This is a genomic window from Massilia eburnea (assembly GCF_009720745.1).
Classification (GTDB): domain Bacteria; phylum Pseudomonadota; class Gammaproteobacteria; order Burkholderiales; family Burkholderiaceae_D; genus Rugamonas; species Rugamonas eburnea.
In genome coordinates this window covers 223,379-248,201 of record NZ_WNKX01000001.1, presented here as the reverse complement: position 1 = coordinate 248,201, position 24,823 = coordinate 223,379, and the positions used below count along the sequence as shown (strand labels likewise).

The 24,823-nt window shown below is 60.5% G+C and carries 26 protein-coding genes; 17 read left to right on the top strand and 9 right to left on the bottom strand.

Annotated features, from left to right (window positions below; translation table 11 throughout):
- Nucleotides 1-537, top strand: coding sequence for a YaeQ family protein (locus tag GM658_RS01195; RefSeq protein ID WP_155452187.1), 537 nt, complete (start codon nucleotides 1-3; stop codon nucleotides 535-537).
- A 1,072-nt stretch (nucleotides 538-1,609) separates the two neighbouring features.
- Here GM658_RS01195 and GM658_RS01190 read toward each other — a convergent pair.
- From GM658_RS01190 to GM658_RS01175, 4 genes are all read right to left on the bottom strand, one after another.
- Entirely contained in the window at nucleotides 1,610-1,945 is a 336-nt protein-coding gene (locus tag GM658_RS01190) for a DUF2489 domain-containing protein (RefSeq protein ID WP_155452186.1), read from the bottom strand.
- Nucleotides 1,946-2,036: 91 nt separating this feature from the next.
- Complete coding sequence (locus GM658_RS01185; RefSeq protein ID WP_170298624.1) at nucleotides 2,037-2,429, bottom strand: hypothetical protein; 393 nt, start codon at nucleotides 2,427-2,429, stop codon at nucleotides 2,037-2,039.
- 56 nt (nucleotides 2,430-2,485) lie between these two features.
- Nucleotides 2,486-2,761 carry a ferredoxin gene (locus tag GM658_RS29735; RefSeq protein ID WP_155452184.1) on the bottom strand — a complete coding sequence of 92 codons (276 nt, stop codon included), beginning with the start codon at nucleotides 2,759-2,761 and terminating at the stop codon, nucleotides 2,486-2,488.
- Nucleotides 2,762-2,943: 182 nt separating this feature from the next.
- Nucleotides 2,944-3,825 (bottom strand): lysozyme inhibitor LprI family protein, encoded by an 882-nt coding sequence (locus tag GM658_RS01175; protein ID WP_170298623.1) that lies wholly within the window; start codon nucleotides 3,823-3,825, stop codon nucleotides 2,944-2,946.
- Between GM658_RS01175 and GM658_RS01170 the strand changes: the two genes are divergently transcribed.
- The 10 genes from GM658_RS01170 to GM658_RS01130 all read left to right on the top strand — a co-directional run bounded on the left by GM658_RS01170 (nucleotide 3,824) and on the right by GM658_RS01130 (nucleotide 11,199).
- A complete protein-coding gene (locus tag GM658_RS01170) occupies nucleotides 3,824-4,543 on the top strand; it encodes a M48 family metalloprotease (protein WP_229416724.1) in 720 nt (239 codons plus the stop codon). The genes GM658_RS01175 and GM658_RS01170 overlap by 2 nt on opposite strands.
- A gap of 15 nt (nucleotides 4,544-4,558) precedes the next feature.
- Nucleotides 4,559-4,966 (top strand): DUF2946 domain-containing protein, encoded by a 408-nt coding sequence (locus tag GM658_RS01165; RefSeq protein WP_170298621.1) that lies wholly within the window; start codon nucleotides 4,559-4,561, stop codon nucleotides 4,964-4,966.
- A gap of 34 nt (nucleotides 4,967-5,000) precedes the next feature.
- Nucleotides 5,001-5,450 (top strand): copper chaperone PCu(A)C, encoded by a 450-nt coding sequence (locus GM658_RS01160; RefSeq protein WP_155452180.1) that lies wholly within the window; start codon nucleotides 5,001-5,003, stop codon nucleotides 5,448-5,450.
- A 12-nt stretch (nucleotides 5,451-5,462) separates the two neighbouring features.
- A complete protein-coding gene (locus GM658_RS01155) occupies nucleotides 5,463-5,849 on the top strand; it encodes a YcnI family copper-binding membrane protein (RefSeq protein WP_155452179.1) in 387 nt (128 codons plus the stop codon).
- 9 nt (nucleotides 5,850-5,858) lie between these two features.
- Entirely contained in the window at nucleotides 5,859-8,093 is a 2,235-nt protein-coding gene (locus GM658_RS01150) for a TonB-dependent receptor (protein ID WP_155452178.1), read from the top strand.
- 220 nt (nucleotides 8,094-8,313) lie between these two features.
- Entirely contained in the window at nucleotides 8,314-8,925 is a 612-nt protein-coding gene (locus GM658_RS01145) for a hypothetical protein (RefSeq protein WP_155452177.1), read from the top strand.
- A 20-nt stretch (nucleotides 8,926-8,945) separates the two neighbouring features.
- Nucleotides 8,946-9,368 (top strand): hypothetical protein, encoded by a 423-nt coding sequence (locus GM658_RS01140; protein WP_155452176.1) that lies wholly within the window; start codon nucleotides 8,946-8,948, stop codon nucleotides 9,366-9,368.
- 178 nt (nucleotides 9,369-9,546) lie between these two features.
- Nucleotides 9,547-10,122, top strand: coding sequence for a prenyltransferase/squalene oxidase repeat-containing protein (locus GM658_RS01135; RefSeq protein WP_155452175.1), 576 nt, complete (start codon nucleotides 9,547-9,549; stop codon nucleotides 10,120-10,122).
- Nucleotides 10,110-10,235 carry a hypothetical protein gene (locus tag GM658_RS29485; RefSeq protein WP_267874945.1) on the top strand — a complete coding sequence of 42 codons (126 nt, stop codon included), beginning with the start codon at nucleotides 10,110-10,112 and terminating at the stop codon, nucleotides 10,233-10,235. The genes GM658_RS01135 and GM658_RS29485 overlap by 13 nt, the downstream gene beginning before the upstream one ends.
- Entirely contained in the window at nucleotides 10,228-11,199 is a 972-nt protein-coding gene (locus tag GM658_RS01130; RefSeq protein ID WP_155452174.1) for a hypothetical protein, read from the top strand. Before GM658_RS29485 ends, GM658_RS01130 begins: the two co-directional genes overlap by 8 nt.
- A gap of 71 nt (nucleotides 11,200-11,270) precedes the next feature.
- Here GM658_RS01130 and GM658_RS01125 read toward each other — a convergent pair whose 3' ends face one another.
- A complete protein-coding gene (locus GM658_RS01125) occupies nucleotides 11,271-12,041 on the bottom strand; it encodes a head GIN domain-containing protein (protein ID WP_155452173.1) in 771 nt (256 codons plus the stop codon).
- Nucleotides 12,042-12,187: 146 nt separating this feature from the next.
- On the opposite strand from GM658_RS01125, the gene GM658_RS01120 reads away from it, so the two are divergent.
- Nucleotides 12,188-12,823 carry a class I SAM-dependent rRNA methyltransferase gene (locus GM658_RS01120; protein ID WP_155452172.1) on the top strand — a complete coding sequence of 212 codons (636 nt, stop codon included), beginning with the start codon at nucleotides 12,188-12,190 and terminating at the stop codon, nucleotides 12,821-12,823.
- Nucleotides 12,824-12,900: 77 nt separating this feature from the next.
- On the top strand, nucleotides 12,901-14,013 hold the full coding sequence (locus GM658_RS01115) for a type IV pilus twitching motility protein PilT (protein ID WP_155452171.1): 1,113 nt from the start codon (nucleotides 12,901-12,903) through the stop codon (nucleotides 14,011-14,013).
- Nucleotides 14,014-14,157: 144 nt separating this feature from the next.
- Here the strand turns inward: GM658_RS01115 and GM658_RS01110 are convergent, their stop codons facing one another.
- Both GM658_RS01110 and GM658_RS01105 read right to left on the bottom strand, forming a co-directional pair.
- Nucleotides 14,158-15,441 carry a c-type cytochrome gene (locus tag GM658_RS01110; protein WP_155452170.1) on the bottom strand — a complete coding sequence of 428 codons (1,284 nt, stop codon included), beginning with the start codon at nucleotides 15,439-15,441 and terminating at the stop codon, nucleotides 14,158-14,160.
- Nucleotides 15,438-16,145 (bottom strand): c-type cytochrome, encoded by a 708-nt coding sequence (locus GM658_RS01105; RefSeq protein ID WP_155452169.1) that lies wholly within the window; start codon nucleotides 16,143-16,145, stop codon nucleotides 15,438-15,440. The genes GM658_RS01110 and GM658_RS01105 overlap by 4 nt, the downstream gene beginning before the upstream one ends.
- A gap of 92 nt (nucleotides 16,146-16,237) precedes the next feature.
- Here GM658_RS01105 and GM658_RS01100 point away from each other — a divergent pair, with 92 nt between their 5' ends.
- Entirely contained in the window at nucleotides 16,238-17,659 is a 1,422-nt protein-coding gene (locus GM658_RS01100; protein ID WP_155452168.1) for an aminotransferase-like domain-containing protein, read from the top strand.
- A 23-nt stretch (nucleotides 17,660-17,682) separates the two neighbouring features.
- Here GM658_RS01100 and GM658_RS01095 read toward each other — a convergent pair whose 3' ends face one another.
- Entirely contained in the window at nucleotides 17,683-18,327 is a 645-nt protein-coding gene (locus GM658_RS01095) for a 3'-5' exonuclease (RefSeq protein ID WP_155452167.1), read from the bottom strand.
- Nucleotides 18,327-18,803, bottom strand: a complete 477-nt coding sequence (locus tag GM658_RS01090; RefSeq protein ID WP_155452166.1) for a ProQ/FINO family protein — start codon at nucleotides 18,801-18,803, stop codon at nucleotides 18,327-18,329. The genes GM658_RS01095 and GM658_RS01090 overlap by 1 nt, the downstream gene beginning before the upstream one ends.
- Nucleotides 18,804-19,146: 343 nt before the next feature.
- Here GM658_RS01090 and rpoD point away from each other — a divergent pair, with 343 nt between their 5' ends.
- The 3 genes from rpoD (at nucleotide 19,147) to GM658_RS01075 (ending at nucleotide 24,604) form a co-directional block, all read left to right on the top strand.
- Nucleotides 19,147-21,612, top strand: a complete 2,466-nt coding sequence (gene rpoD, locus GM658_RS01085; protein ID WP_155452165.1) for an RNA polymerase sigma factor RpoD — start codon at nucleotides 19,147-19,149, stop codon at nucleotides 21,610-21,612.
- 208 nt (nucleotides 21,613-21,820) lie between these two features.
- Nucleotides 21,821-23,077: an NHL repeat-containing protein gene (locus GM658_RS01080; RefSeq protein WP_155452164.1), complete on the top strand. Its 1,257-nt coding sequence runs from the start codon at nucleotides 21,821-21,823 to the stop codon at nucleotides 23,075-23,077.
- Between the two features lie 123 nt (nucleotides 23,078-23,200).
- Nucleotides 23,201-24,604, top strand: coding sequence for an SH3 domain-containing protein (locus tag GM658_RS01075; RefSeq protein WP_155452163.1), 1,404 nt, complete (start codon nucleotides 23,201-23,203; stop codon nucleotides 24,602-24,604).
- Nucleotides 24,605-24,823: the final 219 nt, after the last annotated feature.

Genomic DNA, 24,823 nt, shown 5'->3' with positions numbered 1-24,823 from the left:
ATGGCACTGAAATCTACGATTTATAAGGCGGAACTGTCGATCGCCGACATGGACCGCAACTACTACGCAACGCATATGCTGACCCTGGCGCGCCATCCGTCCGAGACGGATGAACGCCTGATGGTGCGCATTGTGGCTTTCGCCATCCACGCCGACGAGGCGCTGGTGAACGCCAAGGGCATTTCCGATACCGAGGAGCCGGACCTGTGGCAGATGGACCTGACCGGCGCGATCCAGCTGTGGATCGAGGTGGGCCAGCCGGACGAGCGCCGCATCCTGAAAGCGGCCGGCCGTTCAGACAAGGTGATGGTGTACTCCTACAGCTCCGCCTCGCACGTGTGGTGGAAGCAGCTGGCCAGCAAGATCGACCGCGCGAAGAATGTCAGCGTGGTCAACATCGACGCCGAAGCCAGCGCCGCGCTGGAAAAGATGGCGCAGCGCTCCATGCAGCTGCAATGCACGATCCAGGACGGCCAGATCTGGCTGACCGACGGTACTACCACTGTGGAAATTCCACGCGAGGTGTGGAAGGCTTAAGTGCACTAGCTCAGACTTGAACGGACATCGCGTGTCGCTGGGAGGCCGTTTTCGCCCCATTGCAGACCTTTGTGACGCTACAAAGCGGACGGTCAGCGTTCGTTATCAATGCGTCGACCGACGACGCGCCCGCCTTTCCGTGTAGGAGATGTTCACTTCAAGTGCCTGTTGCTCAAGCCTCTGGCCCCTGCTGAGACTCTCTGATAGGGAATACCAGATGAGCAAGAGCACCGAATAGAAAACTAACCCCAAGTATGATGGGTACTGCAACATACACGAGAAGATAGAGGAGCCCGCCAGCACCCTGCGAGCGCGGTGGAGTACAGGGTTCGGTTGCTACCGCGTAGTAAATTGGCGCCCAGAGCAAGCAGATAAATAGGGTTATCAATGGCCGCCGCGAAAAGACCATAAGCACAGAAAACCCAACAATTACATAGGTGGTTAACGGCTCAGGATACCGTGCGTTGCAATGCCCAAGCCATTGTGGGAGCGTAAAAATTGAGAGGAGAAATCCTCCAATGGATGAGAGCGCGATGAGTTTGCCGGTGTTTCTTTCCATTTTGTGGACGCTTAACACGATTGCTCCGCGGCGTGCGGAAGCAGGCGAAGCCCGCGGTAGCACGTCGGCTGGAGCCGAAAGCTAGAAAAAGGCGTCACAGAGATGGACTTGGTATGCATGGAGTAGTACCAAAATAAGAAGTCAGGTTGGTTCACGCTAAAACCGCCTCGTTGGCGCTGGCGCCGCAGAATGGCAGTTCGCGATTTTGGCATGTTTGCAACCAAATTGCGAGGGGGCACGATATGCGCAATGTCAGTTTCTGCCAAGCGGATCCGACGTCCGCTAGTGGCCGATCTATGCCGATCGCGAAAGATCGCCTAGCTCAGGAAATTCTGAGGCCAACGGTTCTAAGATACCAATTTGAATCTGGCCTATGGAGCGACCTACGCCCTCCCTAATTTCAACGCAGCAGCGTAGACCTCAGTGGCGCACTCCTTTTTAATCATTTACCTCTCCCGCATGACACTAGAATGGTCCGCTCCTGGCCGTTCACGTCCACGCCGCGAAATGGCTCTAGCTAAAACGCTGAATGAGCTTCTTACAAGTCGCCGTTGATTGTTCCTTTGCCCAGCGCTCGGCGGCATCAATTTCGGGTTGAAGCCTTTCCAACGCCGCTTTATCCCAAAGTTCGCAAACTGGTCCGACCGGGTAATCGTCGGTGTCCGACGCGATAGCTACGAACACCATGAAATCAGCATCATCGCTGGCGGATACCTCATGCCTTAGCGCGTCCAATCTTCGAGCGCCCAAGAGGAAGCTCATCTGACCGCTAATCATCGCTTGGGCCGTTTCCGCGACCTTTAACCGAGCGGATTCCTCGTACTGCTCACGACTCATTTTCTCGTGCATAGCGTGCAAATTCCAAGTTGTTCCGACGTCGGCTCTTGGCCGGGTTCGCCCGGCGTCCTACAGTTATGTCAGCCGACGCGGAGTCTGGCAGTCATTTCAATTGTTGACCGGCAGCTTGTGGCTTTGCGCAATCATAAAACCAAACGATTTCGCTCCCCACACAAGTAATCTCGCCGTTGGATCGCAAGCGCCTGACCCCTTTGACTTCTATTGCACGGTAAAGGCTCAGATCGCCGCCGCCTTCGAACGTCAATGGCACTTGGCCGCGTTTAATAAAGATCTGAACTTCGTCCCCGTTCTTGAGGCGGAAATCGAAACCGCGAGCTACGGCAGGTGGCTCCACAATCATGGAGTCGCTGCTCAATTCTGTGCCTAGCATTTGAGCTGCTTCCGCCACGGTTTTTCCCAGAATTGGTTCCGACGCTGAACATTGCCCTGCAAAATTCAGAAGGACGAGAAATATGGTTTTCGATAATGATCGCATTTCAAAGTTGGATTGGTCACCAATAATGTCGCTTCTGGCCGTAAGGGGACAGTTTCTTAGACTCTTTTCGCCAAGGCTTTTAAAGTCTCACTAGCGCTATCTACTGTTTCACCAGTAACGAGCTCTACCTTGATTGCAGCAGTAGGGCAATGAGCAGCGGCCCACATGATCTCGCTAACTTCATCCGGATTCAACTCGGCACACTCCCTGCCCCGAATGCTTACGGACCATCCATTGCCACTCATTTCAAAGCGAATTGGCACAAGCTCAATGCAAAGGTAGTGCGCAGTACATTGGTCAGTGTCGACCCAGAATTCTTTTATCGTTTGCATAGCTTGATGCTCCCAAAATCAATGGCTGCTTGTGGCCGTTGACTGTCGCCTAATCGCCATCGAGGTCCAATATTCTATCGACCTCTTCTTTGATCTTAGCGCCCCGGAGTAATCTGACCAAGACGGCGACAGAAACGACTCATCTGACAGTTGGGGGCAGAGCAGGTTTGGGCCAGTACACCTTAACGTTTTTCCTTCTTGGTCCAGCTCTTGACCAGTTTGCCGTCGCGATAGGTCTCGTAAGTGGTGAGGTTGAACTTCCTGTCCGACTCACCATCGAAAATTTCGCGGCTTGCAATTTGAGGTTTGCCGTCCACCAGCTTGTACCTTGTATTGGTTGAGCGTGTCGTGCCGGCATCGGATGAAACGGTTTCGAGTTCGTCGCCCATGATCTCAAGGCCGCTTAACGTGTCTACAGCCAGGTTGGTGATTGCTTCGCTGTAGATAAATTGGCCGCCGTTGCTTGAGACGTAAAAATCGTAGCTGGCCGTACTGTGACGGCCTCCGCGGCCATTGTAGACCTCCAAGATTTGTGCGCTGTCGCTGATCTTCGTGATACGTGGCGCGATATCCAAATCATTCGGCATTACCAATACTGGCAACGTCTGCCAGGGTTTTGAATCGCCTTTGCGGAAAATGTAGATTACCGCCGACTCACCTTCCAGGCGTTTGGCAAAAAGGCGGTACATTCCTGATTCGTCTGGCTTTCCGGCTGCAGGCGAGGGCGACTGTTGCAGCGCCTCCGTCAATTTCTGCAGAAGCGAGATCCGATCCCAATAGGAGTTGGCCAGGCAGCTTTTCATTTCGCCGTCGCTGCATATGTCACGGCTCGCGGCCCATTCGCGTTGCCTGATGCGCATCAGGCTTGGATCCCTGGCCGCATTAAGCGTGCCGCGCCAGGCATTTGCCAGTTGTACGTCGAGCTCCGACAGTTCCTTGTCCGCGCAGACGGCCTTTTCGACTTCTGTTTTGGCCTTGGCGCAATCGAAGCTGGCGGCGCAGGCGGGGAGGGCTGCGGCGAGCAGCAGCGTGGTGGCGAATCGGTGGCAAAATGATGTGATCATGGTGCGCTATCTTATTGCCTTTTTATTCATCGTCCAAGGGGCGGCGGCTCAAACGGTGACGCAGGATGAAGTCATGGGCGGTTCGGCAAAGCTGTATCGCGAGCAGATCGCTGACCTGCGCAGCGGTTTTCGCCTGGATGATGATGAGCGCTTTGGTGCGCGGGTCGCGGCGCTGGCACGTCCGCTGATCGAGCAGGCAAAGCGCGAGTACCCGGAGTCCGCCGCGTGGGATTGGGAACTGCACACCACCACCGATGGCGATGCCAACGCCTACGCCATGGCAGGCGGCAAAATGCTGGTCAGCCGCGCTTATGTCGATCAACTGGCATTAACCGATGCGGAGTTGGCCATGCTGCTGGCCCATGAAATCATGCACGCCGTGCTGCGCCACAACCTGAAGGAATTCGGGGAAGCGCTGCGGCTCGAACCGGAACGCGCGAAGCAGCCGTTTCAGGAATTCGAGCATGATATCGACAACGATAATGCCTTGATGCGCAAGCTGGCAAGCTTCAACCAGCGACAGGAGATGGAGGCCGACCGCGAAGGCCTGATGTTTGCAGTGCGTGGGGGATGGCGGCCGCAGGCGCTGGCGGGCTATTTCCGCAAGTTGGCAAAGCACAGCCACTACCCCAATTTCGAGCGCTTCGACCATCCTTCCCCCGCCAGCCGCTGGCAGGCGGCGCGCGAGCTGGCAGCCCAACTGGAAGCGGGCCGCTAAGTTATAATGCCGGCCATGCATATGAAATCGTCAACCCGCCTGCGCTGGATCTGGATCGCTTGTTTCGCCATCCTGGTGAACGCGCTCGCACCGGCGATTTCGCATGCGGTAAACGGCAAGCCCCGCACCTGGGAGATTTGCCTGAACGATGGCACCCGTGTCACCGGCGTTGGTGAACTCGATGCTGCGACCTTCGCTGCGGTGACGGACCGCAGCAAGGAGCAACCCATGGCCAAGATGGACATGAAGGATTGCGCCTATTGCGTAACCCATGCGGGTACGTTCGGTTTGCCGCCTTCCGGCCTGGCGCTGCCATTGCCGCTTGATGGCGCAAGCCTGCGCCCAGCGCTGTTCTACCAGTCGCCACAACCCTTGCCGGTGTGGTCGGCATCCCATCCGCGAGGACCGCCTGCATTCGCCTGATCTCGTCCCCATTTAACGAATCAAGGAGTGAATAATGAAAAAGCAGTTCTTCGCGTTTGCAGTATCGATCGTCATGGCCGCCTCCGCAGCGGCCCAGGTTACCGTTCGTGAACCGTGGATTCGCGCCACGGTGCCAGCCGCACAGGCTACCGGCGCCTTCATGGAGCTCGTGTCCGACCAGGACGCGCGCCTGGTCGACGTCAGCACCCCGGCCGCGGGCATCGTTGAAATCCACCAGATGTCGATGAAGGGCGACCGCATGTTGATGTCGGCGGTCGACAGCATCGAGCTCCCTGCGGGCAAGACGGTGGCGCTGGCCTCCGGCGGCTACCACATCATGATGATGGACTTGAAGCGCCAGATGAAGGCCGGCGAGACCGTGCCGATGACGCTTGTCTTCGAAAAGAAGGACAAGAAGCGCGAGACGGTGCAAGTACAAGTGCCAGTCAAGCCTTTGACCTATAGCCCTCCGAAGCACCGCTAAGGAGCCGCCACCATGAAAAAATACCTGATGGCCGCAGCGCTGCTGGCGGCTGCGTCTGCGCACGCGCACGTCTCGCTTGAACAAAGCAGCTTTGCTGCCGGCAGTTACCAGAAGCTGGTGTTCCGTGTCGGCCATGGCTGCAACGGCAGCCCGACTACGGCGGTCAGCATCCGCCTGCCGGAAGGCTTTGCGGCGATGCGGCCGATGCCGAAGAACGGCTGGAATGTCGAGCGTTCGCCCGATGGCCTGACCTGGCGCGGCGGTCCGCTGCCGGACGACTTCTACGAGGAATTCGTCATGTTCGGCAAAATGCCGGCGGTAGGCAGCCATGTCCTGAAGATCGTCCAGTCCTGCCAGGTGGGCAGCGCGAACTGGGAAGCAACCCTCGAAACGCGTTAAGGGGGCGACATGAATCTGCAATATAAGCCGCTGGCAGCGATGCTGGCGGCGATTGGCTTCGCCTGCCCGGCGCATGCGGATCATGTGGTGACCATCAACGGTGGCCGGCCAACTTCGCTGCCCACGCAGATCCCGACCACAATCGAGGGGATCACCGGTGCGCAAGTCGAGGACCGGATCAACGCCTTCGACAGTGAAGACGCGCTGAAATACCTGCCAAGCCTGAACGTACGCAAGCGCTTCATCGGCGATTATGACCATGCGGTGCTGGCCAGCCGCGCTTCCGGCACGGGAAATAGCGCCCGCTCGCTGGTGTATGCGGATGGCATCCTGCTGTCCAACCTGCTGGGCAATGGCGCTACGTTCACGCCGCGCTGGGGCATGGTGACGCCGGAGGAAATTGAACGCGTCGATGTGCTGTATGGCCCGTTCTCGGCGGCGTACGCGGGCAACTCGGTAGGTGCGGTAGTGGACTACCAGACGCGCATGCCGAACAAACTGGAAGCGCACGCCAAACTGTCCTGGGTGGGGCAGGGCTTCGACCAGTATGCGAGCCATTCGCACCATGCCGGCCGCCAGTTCAGCACCTCACTGGGAGACCGCGCGGGCGCGCTGTCGTGGTGGATCGATTTGTCTCGCCTGGATAGTAATGGCCAGCCGATTGCTTTCGCCAACAAGCTGGTGTCCTCTGGCGTGACGCCCAAGCCAGGCGAGGCGGCCGGCGTGCCGGTTACCGGTGCGGTCGCCGACCATAATCCAGCCGGCAAGGACTGGTATATCCTGGGCAGCACGAACCAGGTGAATACGGTGCAGGACCATGCCAAGGCGAAGCTGGCTTACGACATCTCGCCGACGCTGCGCGCCAGCTATACCCTCGGCTGGTGGCAGAACGATGCGGTGCGCAATGTCGATTCCTATCTGCGCGATGCTTCAGGCAATGGCGTGACCAGCGGCGCAATCAATATCGGCGGCAAGCGTTTTACCTTGCTGCCGTCTGATTTCGCGGGCGCACGTTCGGACCTTGAACATGTGATGCATGGCCTGTCGCTGAAAACGCATGGGCGCGGCAGCTTCAATTGGGAGATTGCCGGCAGCGTCTACGATTACTCGCGCGACCTGGCGCGGGTGCCGACCGGAGCTGGCCAGGGCAATCTGACCGACATGGGCGGCAGCGGCTGGAGCACCTTGTCATTACGCGGCAACTGGCGTGCCGGCGCGGCGCATCAGGTGGAGTTTGGCGCGCAGCGAGAAAATGCGATGCTGCGTACGCATGTGACGAGCGTGGCAGACTGGATTGCGGGCGAAGGCGGCAAGCATGTGTCGACCTTTAACGGCAATACGCGCCTGGAGAGCTTGTACGCGCAGGATACCTGGCGCCTGGCTGCCGAATGGAAGGCCACGCTGGGCCTGCGGCACGAAACCTGGCGTGCCTACGGTGGTGAAATTTCCGCCGCCGCTGACAAGCTGCTGCCATTCACAGACCGTCGCGAGCAGGCGTGGTCGCCAAAAGCTGCTCTGGCGTGGCGTGCAGACGAGGCCTGGACGCTGAGAGCTTCCGCTGGCCGCGCAGTGCGCAATCCCACGGCGGCGGAACTGTTCCAGGGTTCGATCGTCGACGACAAGATCGTCAATACTGACCCGAACCTGCGGGCGGAGAAATCGTGGACGGGAGAGCTGACAGCGGAGCATGTGACTGCGCAAGGCAGCGTGCGCGCCACCCTGTTTGGCGAGCGCACGCGCGACGCCTTGTATTCGCAGCCGCTGACCGCTACTGTCAACACCATTCAAAACGTCGGCAAGATCCGTACGCGTGGGCTTGAGTTGTCGCAGCAGGCGGATGAGGTGCTGATTCACGGACTGTCCTTGCAAAGCAGCTTGACCTACGCGGACTCGAAGATTGTGGCAAATGACGCTATGCCGTCCAGTGTCGGCAAGCGGCAGCCGCGCGTGCCGAAGTGGCGCGCGAATGCGCTGGCGTCTTACCACGTTGGCGAGCATTGGACGGGGACGTTCGGTGTGCGTTACAGCGGCAAGCAATACGGCACGCTGGATAACAGCGATCCGAATGGTGCGACGTATATGGGCGTATCGGATTATCTGGTGGCCGACGTGCGCCTGCGCTACCGGTTCAATCGCCAGTGGACCGCTTCGATCGGCATTGACAACTTAAATAACGAAAAGTACTGGGCATTCCACCCGTACGCCCAGCGCACTGTCAGTGCCGACCTCAAGTTCGACTTATAGCGCAATGACCGCCCAACGCCCCGCAAGCCGGGGCGTTCCCATTTGAACTTGTGCGGTGCAGCAACGCAACACTTTCAAATCGAAAGTTGCATCTGTAGCCGGCTTTCGATTTCTCGCTGTTTCCAATCTGGGGCGAAGCTGTTCTACCTAATTTTTTTCGAATGGAAAGTTAGAAATATTTTCAAAAACGTCGCTCAGTGAGCTTTCGGTGGCGATGGAAATGCAAAGTACTCTGAGGCAGATCGCTGCGCTTATTGGCTGGCTGATGAATGCCTATGACAGGGTTAGCGCGGTAATGGGCCTGGCTGAATTGATGGGAACCGTACAGTCAGTATTTGGCGGCGCAAGCGGCATTCCGACCGACTATACTGGCAGATCGCTCGGGCTGGCCGGTATCAACTTCGGCGACGCGATGGAAAGTGCAGCGTTTAATCTGCCCCGTGCAATTGGCACAGGGATTGGCGATTGGGCCAGCGGTTATGCTGTCTCGCGAGAAAAAGGTAAGAAGCTGACCGGCGCCCTGGTCTATATGCCACTGGTAACTGGCGGCATGCTGGGCAACGGCAAACCACTTGCTGTAATTCCCACCCCGGCAAAGGTGCGATTCGGCCCGGAACGGGGGCCTGTCAAATTAGTCTTCGGCGGCCCTGTCGGCGCGGACGGACAATTGAGCGGCATTGGTCTGGAGATGGGGATTACGCGCCAGTTGGTGCGGATGGACTATCACCCCTTCAATGCAGGTCATGGTGGTGCGGCCGGAGTTCAGACAGGCGAAATTGCGGTGTGGCGCGATGGCAGTTTCCATTACCACGTTCGGCGGTGGAACCAGTGAGCAGCTCCCACAGAAGCGTATTGAAAGAATTGAGCGAGGCAAGAATGAAGTCTTATTGGTCGGTCGTTTCGCAAGGCGTTGCCTTGGCTATCGTGTTGAAAAAGCTTGAGCGATTGCTCGCAGTCCATTTTGAGTCTGTAGAGCTCGAGCAAGTGACGCTGGACGGCAAGAAACTTGAGAAGGCGGATTTCTTTGTCGAGCTGCCACATGCCACGCAATGGAGCGAGATGGTGCTTGAAATGCTGGGTGTTTCGGCCCGCCTGTGTCCGAGCTGGTCGGTAGCTATCGGTACCAGCAGCTTCTCGGCAAATTATTCGCCGGCGAGAGATGGTGACGTTGCGCGGATCGCAGGTCTGCAAAGCGTGAATTGGGAAATTCTCCAAAGCCAGACGTTTACGCGACGCAAATGGCAACCAGCCGCAAAACTTGCTGACCGCAATTGAGCGAAACGGCAACGACTGATTAGAACAAGAAATGAGATTACCTCGTTTGCCTGGCCGTATTGGCCTGAACCATATTCTTACAATGTGTGTCTTGGCCTGCGCAGCAATGCTGGCAGGGGCCGTCTATGCCCAGTCAAGCCAGCCGCTGGCGCGCAGCCTGGCCTGACTGCAGGCCCAGGTGGCGCCTGACGGCAGCCTGCAAAGCGAGGCCGCGTCGGGCGCCTTGCCGCTGCAGGTGCGTAGCGAAACGGCGCGCACGCTGAAGCAGCTTGCCAGCACGCCGGCGGCGCTGGCCGACGCGATCGCGGCCGACACGGAAGACAATACGGAATACATGGCGTGCCAGGCGGTGAGCCAGGTGCAGGCCGGACGCAGTGCCGCGAGCCTGCTGGCTGCGCTGGGCGCGCGCCAGAACAGCGACGGCGGCTTCGGCGGCGCCCCGGGCTTCGCCAGCAATGCGCTGGACACCGCCTGGACCATGTTGGCCTTCAGCGCCGGCGCCTACGCCGATGGCGCGGCACGCGGGCGCGCAGCGGCGTACCTGGTGTCGCAGCAGGATGCGAACGGCAGCTTTGGCGTGTCGCCCAGCCAGCCTTCAGCGAATGTCAGCGCCCTGGCGGTGATGGCTTTGCAGACCGCGGGCGGCGATCCGATGGTGCAAAATGCGCTGAACCAGGGCGCTGCCTGGCTGCGCGGGCAGCGTGACGCAAACGGCGCTCGCATCGCTGGCCCTGCAGGCCAATGGCAGCGATAGCGGCTTGCCAGTCCGCGGCGCTGGCCTTCCTGCTGGCGCAGCAGGGCGCCGACGGCGCCTGGGGCGGCGATCCGCACGTGACGGCGCTGGCGCGACGGTGCGCTCGTGGATAGCGAGCACGACCAGCGCAATGGCGTGCTGGACGAGATGGCCGGCATACGCTGGAAAGGCAAGTTCGGGCCGACCGATTTGGCGGTCGACCTGACTGGGCCGCTGTACACGCCGCAGCGCCTGTATAGCAGTGGCCGTTCAGACCGTCTGGAGCTGGCCGGCGGCAGTGCGCAAGCAAGGCTGGACGTCGGAGGTCCGCGCGGCGATGCGCCTGCCATCATCGGCAATACCTATGGCGCGGGACGCGTGCTGCAATTTGCCTTCGACCTGCCATCGAGCTTTACCAAAGAAGGTGCATGGCAGCCGGTAATCGACAGCAGCCTGCAGCAGGTCATGCGGCCGCTGGGCGACACCCAGGCGCCGGGCGCCAGCTTGCTGGCCAGGCTGGGTGTGCGCAACCTGGGTCCCGCGACGGCAGTGCTGGTGTCGAGTGCGTTGCCAGCCGATGCCGAATATGTCTCGTCTTCGCCGGACGGCACCTATGACGGCGACAAGCACGCCATCAATTGGTCGTTCACGCTGGAGAGCCAACAGTCCTGGGATGCATTGCTGGCGCTGCGCGCGCCGCTGCAAGGCGCGAGTTACAGCCTCGACACGACGGTCAGCACGATCGATCCGTCGACTGGCTTGCCGACCCCATACGGACAGCCGCTGGCACTTGCCGTCAAGGTGTACGACGCCGAACAGCTGGCGCAGCAGGCGATCGCCACTCTGGACGGCCTCGCACTGTCGCGCAAGCAGGAGGCACGCCTGCGCGACCGCATGGTGGACGATGTGCGCTCCGCCATGGCGGCAATCCAGCAAGGCAGCGCCACCAGCCTGGATAGTGCGATTGTGCAGCTGGTGAATGTAGTGGCACAGCTGCCGCAGCTTGGCAGCGCACCGACACGTCCGGTGCATGACGCGCTTGACCGAGTGATCCGCGAAGCCCAGCGGCGCTGGAGCGTCAAGACAAGCCAGGGCTAGGTCTGACGCTGGAATGAAAAACCCGCACATTGTGCGGGTTTTTTCTTAGGCACCCGGCATCGGTACTAGGATCAGTTCGGACCGCCGGCCAGGCGCTTGACGGTGCCGGAACCCATGACATTCTTGGTCACCTGCGGGTCGCCGTAATAACTCACGTCGCCCGAACCCGCCACGCTGACCGAGAGCGCCTGTTTCGCCCACACGGTCGCCTGGCCGGAGCCGCCGATGCTGACCGCAGCTTCGCGCGTCGCCAACTGGCCGGTGCTGACTTTGCCGGAGCCGCCGATCGACACCTTCAGCTTATCGGCCGAGCCGGACGCCTTCAGGTTGCCGCTGCCGCCCAGCGACACCGAAACCGACTCACCTTCGATATTGCGCAGGTTGATGGAGCCGGAGCCGCCGACGTCGAAGGACAGTTTGCCACCGCGCAGGCCCTCCGCATCGACGGAACCGGAGCCGCCGACGGCAATGCGCTCCAGTTTCTTGGCCGTGATGACAACTTTCAAATTGCGGGTATCCAGTTGCAGGTTGCGGCGAACGGGGCGGATTTTCAGGGTGCCTTCTTCCACCACAGTTTCGATCAGCGGCAGGATATTGTCGTCCGACTCGATGGTTACGCTGTCGGTATTGCCAATGCGCACTTCCACATTGCCCGGCACGCCCAGGCCAAGTGCGTTGAAGTTGGAAACCTCGCGAGCCTGCTTGGAGATATTGCCATTGCCCTGGACGCGTTCCCCCGCAAACCAGCCCAGCGGGGAAGCGGAGACGACTGCAACCGGGGCGGCGGCAGCAAAGACGGAAGCGGCGATCAGGGCATTGCGCACTGCAGCAGACATGTTCATCGTGTTCTCCTCTGTAAATCGATGTTCGATGATGAAATCTTATCCGCCCCGCCGCAAGGGCGCGCGGGCTAAGCGACAGGACGCGCCCACAGCGGAACAGAATGCAATTCCGGGGGGATGGGCGTCGCTCCTGTATCATTTCGCCCATGCTTACAATCATCATCAAACAGGGCAAGGAAAAGTCCATCCTTGCCGGCGACCCGTATATCTACCCGTCCGCCATCGAGCGCGTGGACGGCAGGCCCGCAGAGAAAAACAAGCTAGGCGCGACCGCCACGGTCCTCACTTCGTCCCGTAAATTCCTGGCCCGCGCTGCCTATAACGCCAAGTCTCAGATTGCGGCCCGCGTCTGGACCCTGCGCGAAGACGAGCCAGTCGACCACGCTTTGGTGAAACGGCGGGTGCGGGCGGCGATCGCCCGCCGCATGCATTCCCTGCAGGCGGCCCGTCCGGACGAACTGGTGCCGATCGTGCTGGGCGACGAGGATGGCCTGTCCGGCCTGCTGGTGGAAAGTTATGGCGGCAAGGATGGCTACCTGGTGTGCCAATTCCAGTCCGCCGCGGTGGAAGCGTGGAAAATCGCCATCGTCCAGGCGCTGATCGCCGAAACCGGTTGCCAGAATGTCTATGAGCGGGCCGACAAGCTGATCCGCGAAGGCGAGGGCTTGCACGTCAAATCGCGCGCGCTGGCGGGGGAAGAGCCGCCGCAGCGCCTGACGGTAACCGAGCGCGGCCGCAGTTTCCCCTACGATATCCGCACCGGCTTTGAGTATCCGAAATAAATGTTGTTCACTAGCCACTTACCTTCCATATAGCAATGAAATAGAATCATGCGAACCCAATGGAGAGCACAGGCAATATGGAAACCTCGCAAATTCGCACCCTTACGTATATCGAGAACGAAGACCACCCGGTCTTTGGCACCCTCGTCGAGCAAATCCTGCACCTGCTGAACTCCAAACTGGTCTTTTCCGACATCCTGATCCACCAGAACAGTCCCTTGCTGCTGCGCCAGCCAAAGGGCCTGGTGGCCGTGACCGATTCGCCGATCACGCGTGAAGAGCTGGAAGAATTCTTTGAAGTGGTGGAACCGAACTGGCGCGAACGCATCCAGGACCGTGCCTTCGACCGCGCCATCGACCTGCACACCGCCCGCATCCGCGCCAACTGCTTCAGCTTCCAGGGCAAGAAACGCCTGGGCTGCGTGATCCGCCGCTTCCCGAAAGAACCGCTGGCGCTGTCGAGCCTGGGCCTGCGCCCGGCGGAAGAAAAGTTTGCACAACTGTCCAGCGGCCTGGTGCTGATCATTGGCGATACCTGCCAGGGCAAGTCGACCACCATCGCCTCCATGCTGGACGAGATCAACAAGAACCGTTCCGGCCACATCATCACCATTGAAGACCCGGTGGAAACCCTGATCCCGCAGCGCAAATGCGTGATCACGCAGCGGGAAGTCGGCTTTGACGGCGACGTGGAAACCTTCGACCTGGGCGCCAAGGATGCGCTGCGCGAGCGTCCGGACGTGATCGTGATCGGCGAAATCCGCGACGCCGAAACTGCCCATGAAGCGCTGGCGCTGGCTGAATCCGGCCCGCTGGTGCTGGCTTCGCTGCACGCCCGCTCTACCGAGCTCGGCCTGCAAAAAATGATCCGCCTGCTGGGCAATACCGAGCCGCAGCGGCAAGCCCTGGCGCACGCCCTGCGCGGCGTGCTGTGCCAGGCGCTGATGCCGGCGCTGGACGGCGACCGCTACTACCTCGCCACCGAAAGCCTGACCGTCAACCCGGAAGTGGCCTCCGTGATCGAAAGCGGCAGCGTAGCCGACCTGCGCAATGTGATGGAACGCAAAGACGCTCCGGGCTGTCACACCATGAACGAATGCCTGCGCAAGCTGCTGGCCGAGAAGAAAGTCAGCATCGAAGACGCCCGCCACGCCACCACCGACCGCCTCGGCTTCGCCGACATGCTGTAATCAAACAGCCGAGCCCGTGTCCCGCCATGGGGTCACACCCGAATCGGGACACGAGCTCATGTATCCCGCGGTTGAGGCCGTGTCTCATTTCGGGACTCGGCGTCCCCGTGATGACCCCAAGGTGAGACACGGGCTGATCCGTAGTTATTCCAAGGGGACGTTGCGAAGGCGGTTGACCATCACGCTTTCGACCGGGGGGGCATTGTTGTCCCAGGCGCCGCGCAGGTAGGACACTACTTGCGCTACTTCTACATCGTTCAGTGCGTGGCCGAATGGGGGCATGCCGTAGGGGCGCGGGTTGCCTGCGGTGCCGGGGGCGAAGCCGCCATTCAGCACAATGCGGATCGGGTTCACCGCTTCGTCCATCGTCAGGGCGCGGTTGCCGTTCAGCGGCGGGTAGTGGGGCGCGATGCCTTCGCCTTTTTCGCCGTGGCAGTCCATGCATTGATTGCGGTAGATCTTTTCGCCGGCGGCCAGGAAAGCGGCTGCTTCCGGCTCTTTTGAGCGTTCATACGGTTCGCGCTTGCCGCTTTCGTTCGGCAGCGATTTCAGATAGACGGCCATGGCGCGGGCGTCTTCGTCGCTCAGGTGCTGCAGGCTTTCCCGCACCACTTCCGCCATGGGGCCGAATACGGTGGCGCGCTGCGAGACGCCGGTCTTCAGCAGGTCGGTGATGTCTTTGACTTCCCAGTCTCCCAGGCCGGCTTCGCGGTCCGATGTCAATGACGGGGCGTACCAGCCCAGCACGGGAATCAGGCCGCCCGACAGGCTGTTGTCGCTCGCACCCAGTGCGTTGCGTTCGCTGTGACAGGCGATGCAGTGGCCGGGACCTTGCACCAGGTAGGCGCCGCGGTTCCATTCTGCGGACTTGCTGCTGTCCGGCGCATATACGGCGGGCTTGAAATAAAGCGCGCGCCACACGGCCAGCATGGCTTGCTGGTTGTAAGGGAAGCGCAGGGTGTGCGGCTGGCTGGCCTGCTTCACCGGCTTGATGGTCTGGAAGTAGGCATACATCGCGTCCGAGTCGTCGCGCGTCATCGCCGTGTAGTTCGTGTAGGGGAAGGCAGGGTAGAGCAGGCGGCCGTCCTTGGCTTTGCCATTGTGCAGGGCGTTCCAGAAGTCGTCAGGGGTCCAGTTGCCGATGCCGGTTTCTTTGTCGGAGGTGATGTTGGGCGAGATCACATTGCCGAACGGGGTTTGCAGGGCGCGGCCGCCGGCAAATGCTGCGCCGTCGCGAGTTGTGTGGCAGGCCATGCAGTCTGCTGCCTTGGCGAGATAGGCGCCGCGTGCGACCTTTTGCGCGATCGGCATGTTCAGCGAGGCTGCGCTTGGCGCCGGGCCTCTGTCGTGTTTGGGCCAGATGAAGCCGACCGCTGCGACGACCAGCAGCAGCGGTACGGCGATGGCGATTTTCGTGTTGCGGTTCATTTTTCGTTCTTCTGTGTGGGGATGCCGCCGCATGCCATTGGCAGCTCTTTTGGCAGGGAGGCGGCTGGGCGCATATTCGGATCGGCAGGCTGCGCGGCCAGCCAGCCGGAAACAGCTGCCACGTCGGATTCGCTCAGGCGGTTGGCCACTTCGCCCATGCAGTCGGGCGCATGCGCCTTGCGTTTCTTGTTGCGCCAGGCGCCGAACTGGGCGTTGATGTAGTCGCGCGGCAGGCCAATCAGGCCAGGGATGGATGGCGTTACGCCGGTCATGGCGTCGCCGTGGCAGGAGATGCAGGCCGGTACTTTACGTGAGGGGTCGCCTTCATGTACGAGCACCCGGCCTCGCTCGATCATCTGCGTCGTGGCGCTGGTGGCGGCCGGCGGCGGGTAGGGGGCATGTTGTTCGGAGAAGTATTGGGCGATTTCGCGCAGGTAGGCCTCCGGCAGCTGTTCGACCATATAGGTCATCATCGGGTACTGGCGGCGGCCTTCCTTGAAGTTCAGCAGCTGGTTGTACAGGTAGCCCGCTGGTTTGCCGGCGATACGCGGGAAGAATGCGTCGCCTGTTTCGTTGGCTTTGTGGCAGGCGACGCAGGCGGCGACGCGCTGTTCGATGGTGTCTTTCAGTTCGCCCGGGGCAGCCAGTGCGTGGCTGGCCAGCAGCAGGGCGCCAAGTGGCAAAATGCGTGAGAAAATTCGCATGATGAATCCGTTTTTCTTGTGGGTGCGTTAAGGATACGCCTGCAAGGCAAAGAATAACAGGCTCAGAATAGCCATGGAGCGAGGGTATCAGATTGAAGCTGTATGAAGCGCTGGCCGACGAGCTGGCAGGCTTGATGGCGGCCGGGGTGCTGCGGCCGGGCGAGAAGCTGCCTTCTGTGCGCCAGCAGCAGGAGCGGCGCGGCGTCAGTCCGTCAACGGTGTTCCAGGCTTACTACCAGCTGGAGGCGCGCGGCTTGATCGAGTCGCGTCCGCGGTCGGGTTATTACGTGGCCGCGCGGCGGGCGTTGGCGACACCGGAGCCAGAGGTCTCGCGTCCCGATGCTGCTTCCACCTTGGTCGATGTCAGCGAGCTGGTTTTCCAGGTGCTGGAGGCGAGCCGGGCGCCGGATATCGTGCCTTTGGGCTCGGCCTTCCCGAGTCCCTTGCTGTTCCCACTCAATAAGCTGGGGCGTGCGGTAGCTTCGAGCATGCGTCATATCGATCCATGGAGCACGGTGGCGGACCTGTCGCCGGGGAATGCGGAATTGCGGCGCCAGATCGCTTTGCGCTACCAGCTGGATGGCGTGCAGGTGGCGCCGGACGATATCGTCATCACCAACGGCGCTTTGGAGGCGCTGAACCTGTGCCTGCAGGCGGTGGCGCGGCCGGGCGATACGGTGCTGGTGGAGTCGCCCAGCTTCTACGCGGCCTTGCAGGCGCTGGAGCGCATTGGGCTCAAGGCGGTGGAGGTGGCGACGCATCCGCGCGAGGGTATCGAGCTTGGCGCCTTGGCAGCGGCGCTGGAACAGCACAAGCCAAGCGCCTGCTGGCTGATGACGAGCTTTCAGAATCCTTTGGGCAGCTTGATGCCGCCGGAGAAAAAGCAGGCGCTGGTCGACCTGCTGGCGGCGCACGATGTGCCGCTGGTTGAAGATGATGTGTATGGCGAGCTGTATTTTGGGGCGCAGCGGCCGGCGCTGGCGAAACGGTTCGATAGCAAGGGCCTGGTCATGCATTGCAGTTCGTTTTCGAAATGCCTGGCGCCGGGGTTCCGTGTTGGCTGGGCGGCGGCAGGGCGTTTCTCGCGGCAGGTGGAGCGCTTGAAGCTGACCACCTCCTTGGCGGCGGCGATGCCTTCGCAGCTGGCGCTGGCTGAGTACCTGGGGCAGGGTGGGTATGAGCGGCATTTGCGCCAGCTGCGGGTTGCGCTGGCGGGGCAGTTGCAGAAGATGCTGGCGGCGATCGAGGCGCATTTTCCGGCTGGGACGCGGGTGACGCAGCCGCAGGGCGGCTATTTTCTGTGGGTGGTGCTGCCGGAATCGGTGGATGCTTTGGAACTGCATCGCCTGGCGTTGGGGCAGGGGATCAGTATTGCGCCGGGGCCGATGTTTAGTGCGAAGCGGAGATTCGCTAACTGTATCCGGCTGAATTACGGGCAGGCTTGGGATGAAGGGGCGGTGGCTGTTCTCGGCATGCTCGCCAAAACCAGCAGCGGCCGCGGGCCGAGTGTCTGACCCTGCGGGTATGGCGGGACGGCCTATCCGGCTGGTTTACTGGTTTTGGGGCGCTTGGGCGGTTTGATCGGCGGCAGCACATTGCCGATGCCGATCCAGTGGCGGTACACGCGCAGCGCAACCTGTGCATCATCCGCGGCGTAGAGAATCTGCTTCTCGTTCAGGCGCGGCGCCGCCCAGTTGGTGGTCGAAATCTTCTTGGACTTGGCCAGCGTCTGGCCGAAGTATTTGGCGACAGCGCTTTTGGCGCCCAGGTCATTCTTCTGCCCTGGGACACGCAGCACCACGCCCAGGTCGACCACTTTCAACGGTTCGATTCCCAGCTTGGCCCGCACGCGCTTGATGTCGTCGGACAGTCCGAAGCCGATCTTCAGCGTCATATCCGATTCAAGGATTGCCTTGACCGCAGCCAGGTGGGGAAAGTTGTCGCCAACCTGGAATAGCCACGCCTGCCGGTCATCGGCAAATTGGATCAGGTGCGGGCCATCCGAGCTCTCGCCCTTGACGAAGGTGGGTTTGGATTCGGTGTCGAAACCGATGGCATCGGCCGCCAGCAGGGCCGCTTGCGCAGCCTCTGCATCGGCAGCGGATTTGACGAGCCGGATATCTGCCAGCCGGATGCCATCATACGGCGGCAGCTCGGAGACGGCTTCCGGCGCGTCGCTCATTACTTCTTGGAGAACTTGGCGGTCAGCGCCTGCAGCTTCTCCGCGCGGCGGCGGTCGGCTTCCACGGCGGCTGCGGCCTCGCGCTCGGCGGCGCGTTCGGCCTTGCGGCGTTCCATTTCTTTCTTGTGGCGCTCCGCCAGGGTTTCCTTGGCGTGCTTGCGGTGTTCGTCGGTGACTTCAGCGCCGGTGCTGCCATCCAGGTTGTAGCGCACGGTGGCTTTTTCCATCGCCCGCAGGTAGCGCTGCGAGGAAGTGTGGATGCCCAGGGCGGCGCGCATCAGCTTGCGGTTAAGTTCCGGCTGCGCGGCGATCAGTTGCTTGTCGATGCCGATCGACAGCGGCAGGCTGTCGCGGAAGGGAGCAAACTGTTGCTGCAATTGCTTGAGCAGGGCGCGTGCGGAATTTGGAGCGGCAGGTGCGGCGGATTGTTCTTCGGCCGGCGGCTGAGGGGTAGTGCTAGTGTTCATCGACTTCATAGGTTAATCAAGAGCCGCCAGCATACCACGACGCGCCCCCGAACAGCATTGTGTTTTGACTCATGATGTTGTTTTGCTATCGATTTAATGAGTGCAGTGCAGTACAAATCCTTGTATAATGACAGACGCACCAAATGCAGGACGGTGCGAATTCAGTTTGGTAAAGAGTTTTCGGCCGGGGCCACGCCGCCCTTCGTAGACCAGTTCCAGGGCATGTGCCCTCTCTAATCACTGAATCATCGGAATCGAGCCCGGTCAAGCGGGCTTTTTCTTTTCCCGATTATCCCTGAACAACCGAGCCTTCGACCAAGCGCACCTTCGGGCGCGCGCAGAGAGATATTGAATGACGAAACCTAAGACCCTGACGTTGTCCGCCAAGAAATCCACTGGATCTGCCACCACCAGCGCTCCGCTGGCCGTGCCGAAAACCAGCCTTTCCTATGTGATCGACAACGCTCAAGAGGAAGCAGGCAAAGTCACTGTTGTCAAAAAATCCCGCCGCCTGGCCGCCGTGCCGGCCGCTGAAGCGCCAGTGGAAGTGGCCGACGAACCGGTCGTGAAGACCCGCGCCCGCAAGACCGCCGCTGCCAAGCCGGTGTCGCTGGCAGTGATCGCCGAAGAAGCGCCGGCTCCAGCGCCTGCAAAACGCGGCCGCAAGCCAAAGGCCGCCGAACCAGCGCCGGTGACCGTGACCACTGGCCCCGCCGCCGTGACCGAAGTGCGCGACGCCGCCGTGCTGGCATCGATCGACACGTCCGGCTACCTGCTGCCGCAAGTGAAGGTGCCGGGCCGCCGCGGCCGCAAGCCGAGCGAATTCACCCCTGAGAACGATGAAGTGGCGGCGCTGAACGCGGTGGAGCGCGCCGAACTGAAGGCAGCGTCCAAGGCGCGCGAGCGCAAGGCCAAGGGTATGGATGCTTTCGGCATGACCGAAGGCGCCAACGCCGAGGAGCTGGAAAAGCGCCGCACCCAGTTCAAGAACCTGATCAACCTGGGCAAGGACCGCGGCTACCTGACTTATGCCGAGATCAACGACCACCTGCCGGAAAACATTGTCGATCCGGAAGCGATTGAAGGCATCATCGCGACCTTCAACGACATGGGCATCGCCGTGTACGAGCGCGCGCCGGATGCGGAAGCGCTGCTGCTGTCCGATAACGTGCCAACCGCCGCCAGCGACGATGAAGTGGAAGCCGCTGCCGCCACCGCGCTGTCGACCGTCGATTCCGATTTCGGCCGCACCACTGACCCGGTGCGCATGTATATGCGTGAAATGGGCGCCGTGGCGCTGCTGACCCGCGAGGGCGAGATCGAAATCGCCAAGCGGATCGAAGGCGGCTTGCGCGACATGATCCAGGCCATTTCCGCCTGCCCGACCACCATTTCCGAAATCCTGGCCCTGGCCGAGAAGATCGAAAAAGACGAAATGAAGGTGGATGACGTGGTGGACGGCTTTGTCGACCTGAATGAAGACGCGCCAACGCCGGCGCCTGCCAAGGTGGTCGCTGCCGCTTCCGATGAAGACGAGGAAGAGGAAGAGCTGGACGAAGAGGAAGAGGACGGCGACGTCAACGGCGGCGCAGCCGGCTACTCCACCGAGCAACTGGCGCAGCTGAAAGAAGACGCGCTGGCCAAGTTCGCGCTGATCTCGTCCCAGTACGACAAGATGCGCAAGGCCGCCTACGGCAATGCCGCTTACCTGAAGGCGCAGGACATCATCTCCAACGAGCTGCTGGGCATCCGCTTCACCGCGAAAGTGGTGGAAAAGCTGTGCGACACCCTGCGCGGCCAGATGGAGCAGGTGCGTTCGATCGAGCGCGCCGTGCTGGAACTGTGCGTGAACCGCTGCGGCATGCCGCGCGCCCACTTCATCAAGGTCTTCCCGGGCAACGAAACCAACCTGGATTGGGTGGACGGCGAAGTCAGCGCGGGCTATCCATACAGCGCGGTGCTGGGCCGTAACGTCCCTGCCATCAAGGAACTGCAGAACAAGATGATCGACCTGCAGGAGCGCGTGGCGCTGCCGCTGGCCGACCTGCGCAAGATCAACAAGCAGATGGCTGCCGGCGAAAAGCGTGCGCGTACCGCCAAGCGCGAAATGACCGTGGCCAACCTGCGCCTGGTGATCTCGATCGCGAAGAAGTACATCAACCGCGGCCTGCAGTTCCTCGACCTGATCCAGGAAGGCAATATCGGCCTGCTGAAGGCGGTGGACAAGTTCGAATACCGCCGCGGCTACAAGTTCTCGACGTATGCGACCTGGTGGATCCGCCAGGCGATCACCCGCTCCATCGCGGACATGGCCCGTACCATCCGCGTGCCGGTGCACATGATCGAAACGATCAACAAGATGAACCGCATCTCGCGCCAGATCATGCAGGAAACCGGTTCCGAGCCGGATATGGCGACCCTGGCGCAGAAGATGGAAATGCCGGAGTCCAAGGTGCGCGAGATCATGAAGATCGCCAAGGAGCCGATTTCCATGGAAACCCCGATGGGCGAGGACGGCGATTCCCAGCTGGGCGACTTCATCGAAGACAACACCACGCTGGCGCCGCTGGACGCCGCGCTGCACGCATCGATGCGCAATGTGATCAAGGAAGTGCTGGACTCCCTGACCCCGCGCGAAGCCAAGGTCCTGCGCATGCGCTATGGCGTGGAAATGTCGAACGACCACACGCTGGAAGAAGTGGGCAAGCAGTTCGACGTAACCCGCGAACGTATCCGCCAGATCGAAGCCAAGGCCATGAGCAAGCTGCGCCAGCCTTCGCGTTCGGACAAGCTGAAGACGTTCCTGACCGAGAAATAATCGCCGGTCGGCGAGCTAAAGAAAGGAAGCTTCGGCTTCCTTTTTTTGTCCCGGCATCCCGGTCGGGCTGGGGTGTTGTCAAAAAGTCCCACAAAAAGTGCAATATGCATTCCATAACGGTATTTGCATTTCTGTAATGATTTCTTTCTGATAACATAAATGGTTTTTCAGAATTAACTTTTCATTCAAACACTTTTTCTCGAGATCTATGCGTAAAAATTGTCTTTCGAAGCACGTCGCTGTCAGCCTGGCGGCATTGACCCTGGTGGCATGCGGCGGTGGCGGTGGTGGCAGCAGCACCCAAGCTCCAGCCCAGCCAGTAGTCACCTATTCTTTGGCTGGCTCCAGCATGGCGCCGGTGCCAGAAGGAATTGTGCTGGAAGATGGAAAGGGCAGCACCGTAACGCTGGCAGCTGGAGACACCAGTTTCAAATTCAGCGAAGGCAGGACCTATCTGGCGGCGGGATCCAGCTACGACGTCAAGGTGAAAGCACAACCGAAGGGTTATGACTGCACCGTTGACAGGGGAACAGCGGTAATCAATAGCAACGTCAGCGATGTTGCATTGAAATGCAATGGCCCGCTGACGAAAGCGACCTTCTCGACCTATATCGGAAACAGGGACTCGAGCTGGGGTTACGATTCGTTCTCGATTGAGAGTGACGGATCGGAAATGGTGGTCATCTCTGAGGAGTTGATGCGCATTGATCCGGCAGGCATTATGCATCGTGCGGTTTTCCTGGATCATGCGACCGGGGCGAGCATTGATGGCTTAAGGGTCCGGAAAGTTACAGTCGCTCCGTCTGGCTTTATTTACGTTTCGGTCTTGAAAACTGCAGACCAGTCGCAGGTCCTTCGCCTGACGCGAACGGCCACCGACAATGTGTATGTCACTGACACCTTGGCCGAAACTGGCGATGTAGGCGGAATTGTCGTGGACGCATCCGAGAACGTGTACGTCGCTGATCGTACGAATATGGCGATCCGGAAGATTTCGAATATTGGCGTGGTGACGACGCTTGCCGGCTCGGGCGTTAAGGGAAAGAGCGATGGTACTGGCGTGGCTGCGTCCTTCGATTTCAGCAGCTTTATTCAGTCGATGGCACTCGATTCCAACGGAAATCTGTATGTGAGCGGCGATTTGATCAGCGTCAGTGGACTCCGGAAGATCACCCCAGCCGGCGTAGTCACCACGATTACTGTCCCTGACACGATGATGAATATGACTGCGGACGCGCAGGGCAATTTGTACTTTGTGTCGAAGACCTCTAGCGGCGTGCCTGGCATTGTCCGCATCAGTCCTGCCAATGTCACCGATATCATGGTGTCAAGGGGCGCTGTGAATCTCGACGGTACGTACAAATTCAATGCGATCGGTTATATCGGAGAGATTCATGCGAACGGCGGCTACATTTATGCGTCCGGCACGAATCCGATCGCAGTGTATAAGATCAAGGTGCAATAAGCATCGCTGTCTGCGAGATTGGTAAAGACGGGGCCTCGGCCTACTTTTTTTATGCCGTCAGCACGTTTGCGCAGGCTGATATACATTAATGTCGCCGAGCACATTAAAGGGAGGACATTGCGCATGAAATTGAGATTGCTGTCGTTGATGGTCGCCGCAGCCGTGGCGGCCGGCCCGGCAATTGCCGTCGTGCTGCCCACCGTCTCGCCCTCAGGGGTGCCGGCATTTAATGAGGAAATGCTGTCGCCTGAATTCTGGATACGCCGTGCCCCGGCCGCCAACACAGTTCTGCTTGACGCAAGGCAGACTGCGGAGCAGCGCCGGCGTGTTTATGGCCCGCAAGGCGGATTGTTCGACCTGACCGCCATCCCACCTGCTTTGAGCCAGGCGCAAATTGCCACTTGGGTGAAGGAGGCGGAGCAGTCGCCGGTCAAGCTGGCAGTCGACGAGGCCGGCCAGCCAGTGTCAGAAGCGCTGCTGCAATCGCTGCGGCAGAATACCGCAGTGGAGCGTGTGCCCCCTACCGTGCCCGCGCGCCACGGCCTGAGCGTGCGCCGCACAGCACTGCGCACGCTGCCGTCGGAACGCGCGTTCTACGCCTCCGGCGACAACCGCGATTATGAGAGCCTGACGGGCGGCATCCTGTTCCCGGGCGAAGCGGTGATTGTCGCCCATGAGAGCGCGGACCAGCAGTGGCTGCTGGTGTTCAGCACCCAGGGCCCAGGCTGGGTGAAGCGCAGCGACATCGGCATTGGGGCGGCGGAAACCGTTTTCGGCTATACCAAGGCGCAGCCGGGCAGGGTGGTCACCGGCGACCAGGTGCGTACGGTGTTCACACCGGAAGCGCCGCAGGTGTCGCAGCTTGATCTTGATATGGGCGTGAGCTTGCCCGATGCGGAAGTGCTGCCAGGGGAAACTGTCAACGGCGCCGGTACTTACGCTTCGTGGGCCGTCCGGCTGCCGGTACGCCAGCCGGACGGCTCGCTGGCCTTCAACAACGCGCTACTGCGGCGCACTGCCGATACCGCGCCTGGCTACCTGCCGCTGACGCGCGCCAATATCATCCGCCAATCGTTCAAATTCCTCGGCGAGCGTTATGGCTGGGGACACCAGTTCAACGCGCGTGATTGCAGTGGATTGACAGGTGAGGTGTATCGCAGCATGGGCGTGATCCTGCCACCGAACGCCGGCCTGCAAGGCAGCAGCGCATCGTTGAACCATCGCCTGTTCAGCGCCGACGACAGCCACGCGGCGCGCGTGAAAGCGCTATCCCAAGCGGAGGTGGGCGATCTTGTCGTGGTGCCGGGTCACGTGCTGATGATCATCGGCCATGTCAACGGCCAGCCGTACGTAATCCAGGACGTACCTTACGCAGTGTTCAAGGATCCGGCCAGCGGGCAACTGCGCAAGACCAAGCTGAATCAGGTTTCGGTCACGCCGCTGCTTCCGCTTTACGCAGACGACAACACGCTGTACGTGGATGCGATGACAAGCCTGGTGCATGTCGCGCGCCAGCCGCGTCCTTAATACGGAGCTTTCCCACCACGGACCAAGTCCTCGAGTTTTGCTAAGGGAAGAAAGAACCTGAAAACATACGGATTGATCAGGTTCTTCAATTGCCCGCGTTGGTTCGTCCGCACGTCAATCCCTGGCCCGGTAGCACGGACCGATATCCGATCTTCCTTGAAATGGCTGTCATACATGACGATAAAGCCTCGCCATCGAGAAGCGACGTAAGCACCTGAG

Excerpts from the sequence above, each read along its gene's own strand:
- GM658_RS01090 (WP_155452166.1), bottom strand. The coding sequence starts at position 18,803 with ATGAAGTCGATGAACACTAGCACTACCCCTCAGCCGCCGGCCGAAGAA.
- GM658_RS01080 (WP_155452164.1), top strand. The coding sequence starts at position 21,821 with ATGCGTAAAAATTGTCTTTCGAAGCACGTCGCTGTCAGCCTGGCGGCA.
- GM658_RS01145 (WP_155452177.1), top strand. The coding sequence starts at position 8,314 with ATGCAAAGTACTCTGAGGCAGATCGCTGCGCTTATTGGCTGGCTGATG.
- GM658_RS29735 (WP_155452184.1), bottom strand. The coding sequence starts at position 2,761 with ATGCAAACGATAAAAGAATTCTGGGTCGACACTGACCAATGTACTGCG.
- rpoD (WP_155452165.1), top strand. The coding sequence starts at position 19,147 with ATGACGAAACCTAAGACCCTGACGTTGTCCGCCAAGAAATCCACTGGA.
- GM658_RS01175 (WP_170298623.1), bottom strand. The coding sequence starts at position 3,825 with ATGATCACATCATTTTGCCACCGATTCGCCACCACGCTGCTGCTCGCC.
- GM658_RS01160 (WP_155452180.1), top strand. The coding sequence starts at position 5,001 with ATGAAAAAGCAGTTCTTCGCGTTTGCAGTATCGATCGTCATGGCCGCC.
- GM658_RS01110 (WP_155452170.1), bottom strand. The coding sequence starts at position 15,441 with ATGAACCGCAACACGAAAATCGCCATCGCCGTACCGCTGCTGCTGGTC.
- GM658_RS01185 (WP_170298624.1), bottom strand. The coding sequence starts at position 2,429 with ATGCGATCATTATCGAAAACCATATTTCTCGTCCTTCTGAATTTTGCA.
- GM658_RS01190 (WP_155452186.1), bottom strand. The coding sequence starts at position 1,945 with ATGCACGAGAAAATGAGTCGTGAGCAGTACGAGGAATCCGCTCGGTTA.
- GM658_RS01105 (WP_155452169.1), bottom strand. The coding sequence starts at position 16,145 with ATGCGAATTTTCTCACGCATTTTGCCACTTGGCGCCCTGCTGCTGGCC.
- GM658_RS01120 (WP_155452172.1), top strand. The coding sequence starts at position 12,188 with ATGCTTACAATCATCATCAAACAGGGCAAGGAAAAGTCCATCCTTGCC.
- GM658_RS01075 (WP_155452163.1), top strand. The coding sequence starts at position 23,201 with ATGAAATTGAGATTGCTGTCGTTGATGGTCGCCGCAGCCGTGGCGGCC.
- GM658_RS01170 (WP_229416724.1), top strand. The coding sequence starts at position 3,824 with ATGGTGCGCTATCTTATTGCCTTTTTATTCATCGTCCAAGGGGCGGCG.
- GM658_RS29485 (WP_267874945.1), top strand. The coding sequence starts at position 10,110 with ATGGCAGCGATAGCGGCTTGCCAGTCCGCGGCGCTGGCCTTCCTGCTG.
- GM658_RS01195 (WP_155452187.1), top strand. The coding sequence starts at position 1 with ATGGCACTGAAATCTACGATTTATAAGGCGGAACTGTCGATCGCCGAC.
- GM658_RS01150 (WP_155452178.1), top strand. The coding sequence starts at position 5,859 with ATGAATCTGCAATATAAGCCGCTGGCAGCGATGCTGGCGGCGATTGGC.
- GM658_RS01125 (WP_155452173.1), bottom strand. The coding sequence starts at position 12,041 with ATGAACATGTCTGCTGCAGTGCGCAATGCCCTGATCGCCGCTTCCGTC.
- GM658_RS01165 (WP_170298621.1), top strand. The coding sequence starts at position 4,559 with ATGCATATGAAATCGTCAACCCGCCTGCGCTGGATCTGGATCGCTTGT.
- GM658_RS01155 (WP_155452179.1), top strand. The coding sequence starts at position 5,463 with ATGAAAAAATACCTGATGGCCGCAGCGCTGCTGGCGGCTGCGTCTGCG.
- GM658_RS01095 (WP_155452167.1), bottom strand. The coding sequence starts at position 18,327 with ATGAGCGACGCGCCGGAAGCCGTCTCCGAGCTGCCGCCGTATGATGGC.
- GM658_RS01115 (WP_155452171.1), top strand. The coding sequence starts at position 12,901 with ATGGAAACCTCGCAAATTCGCACCCTTACGTATATCGAGAACGAAGAC.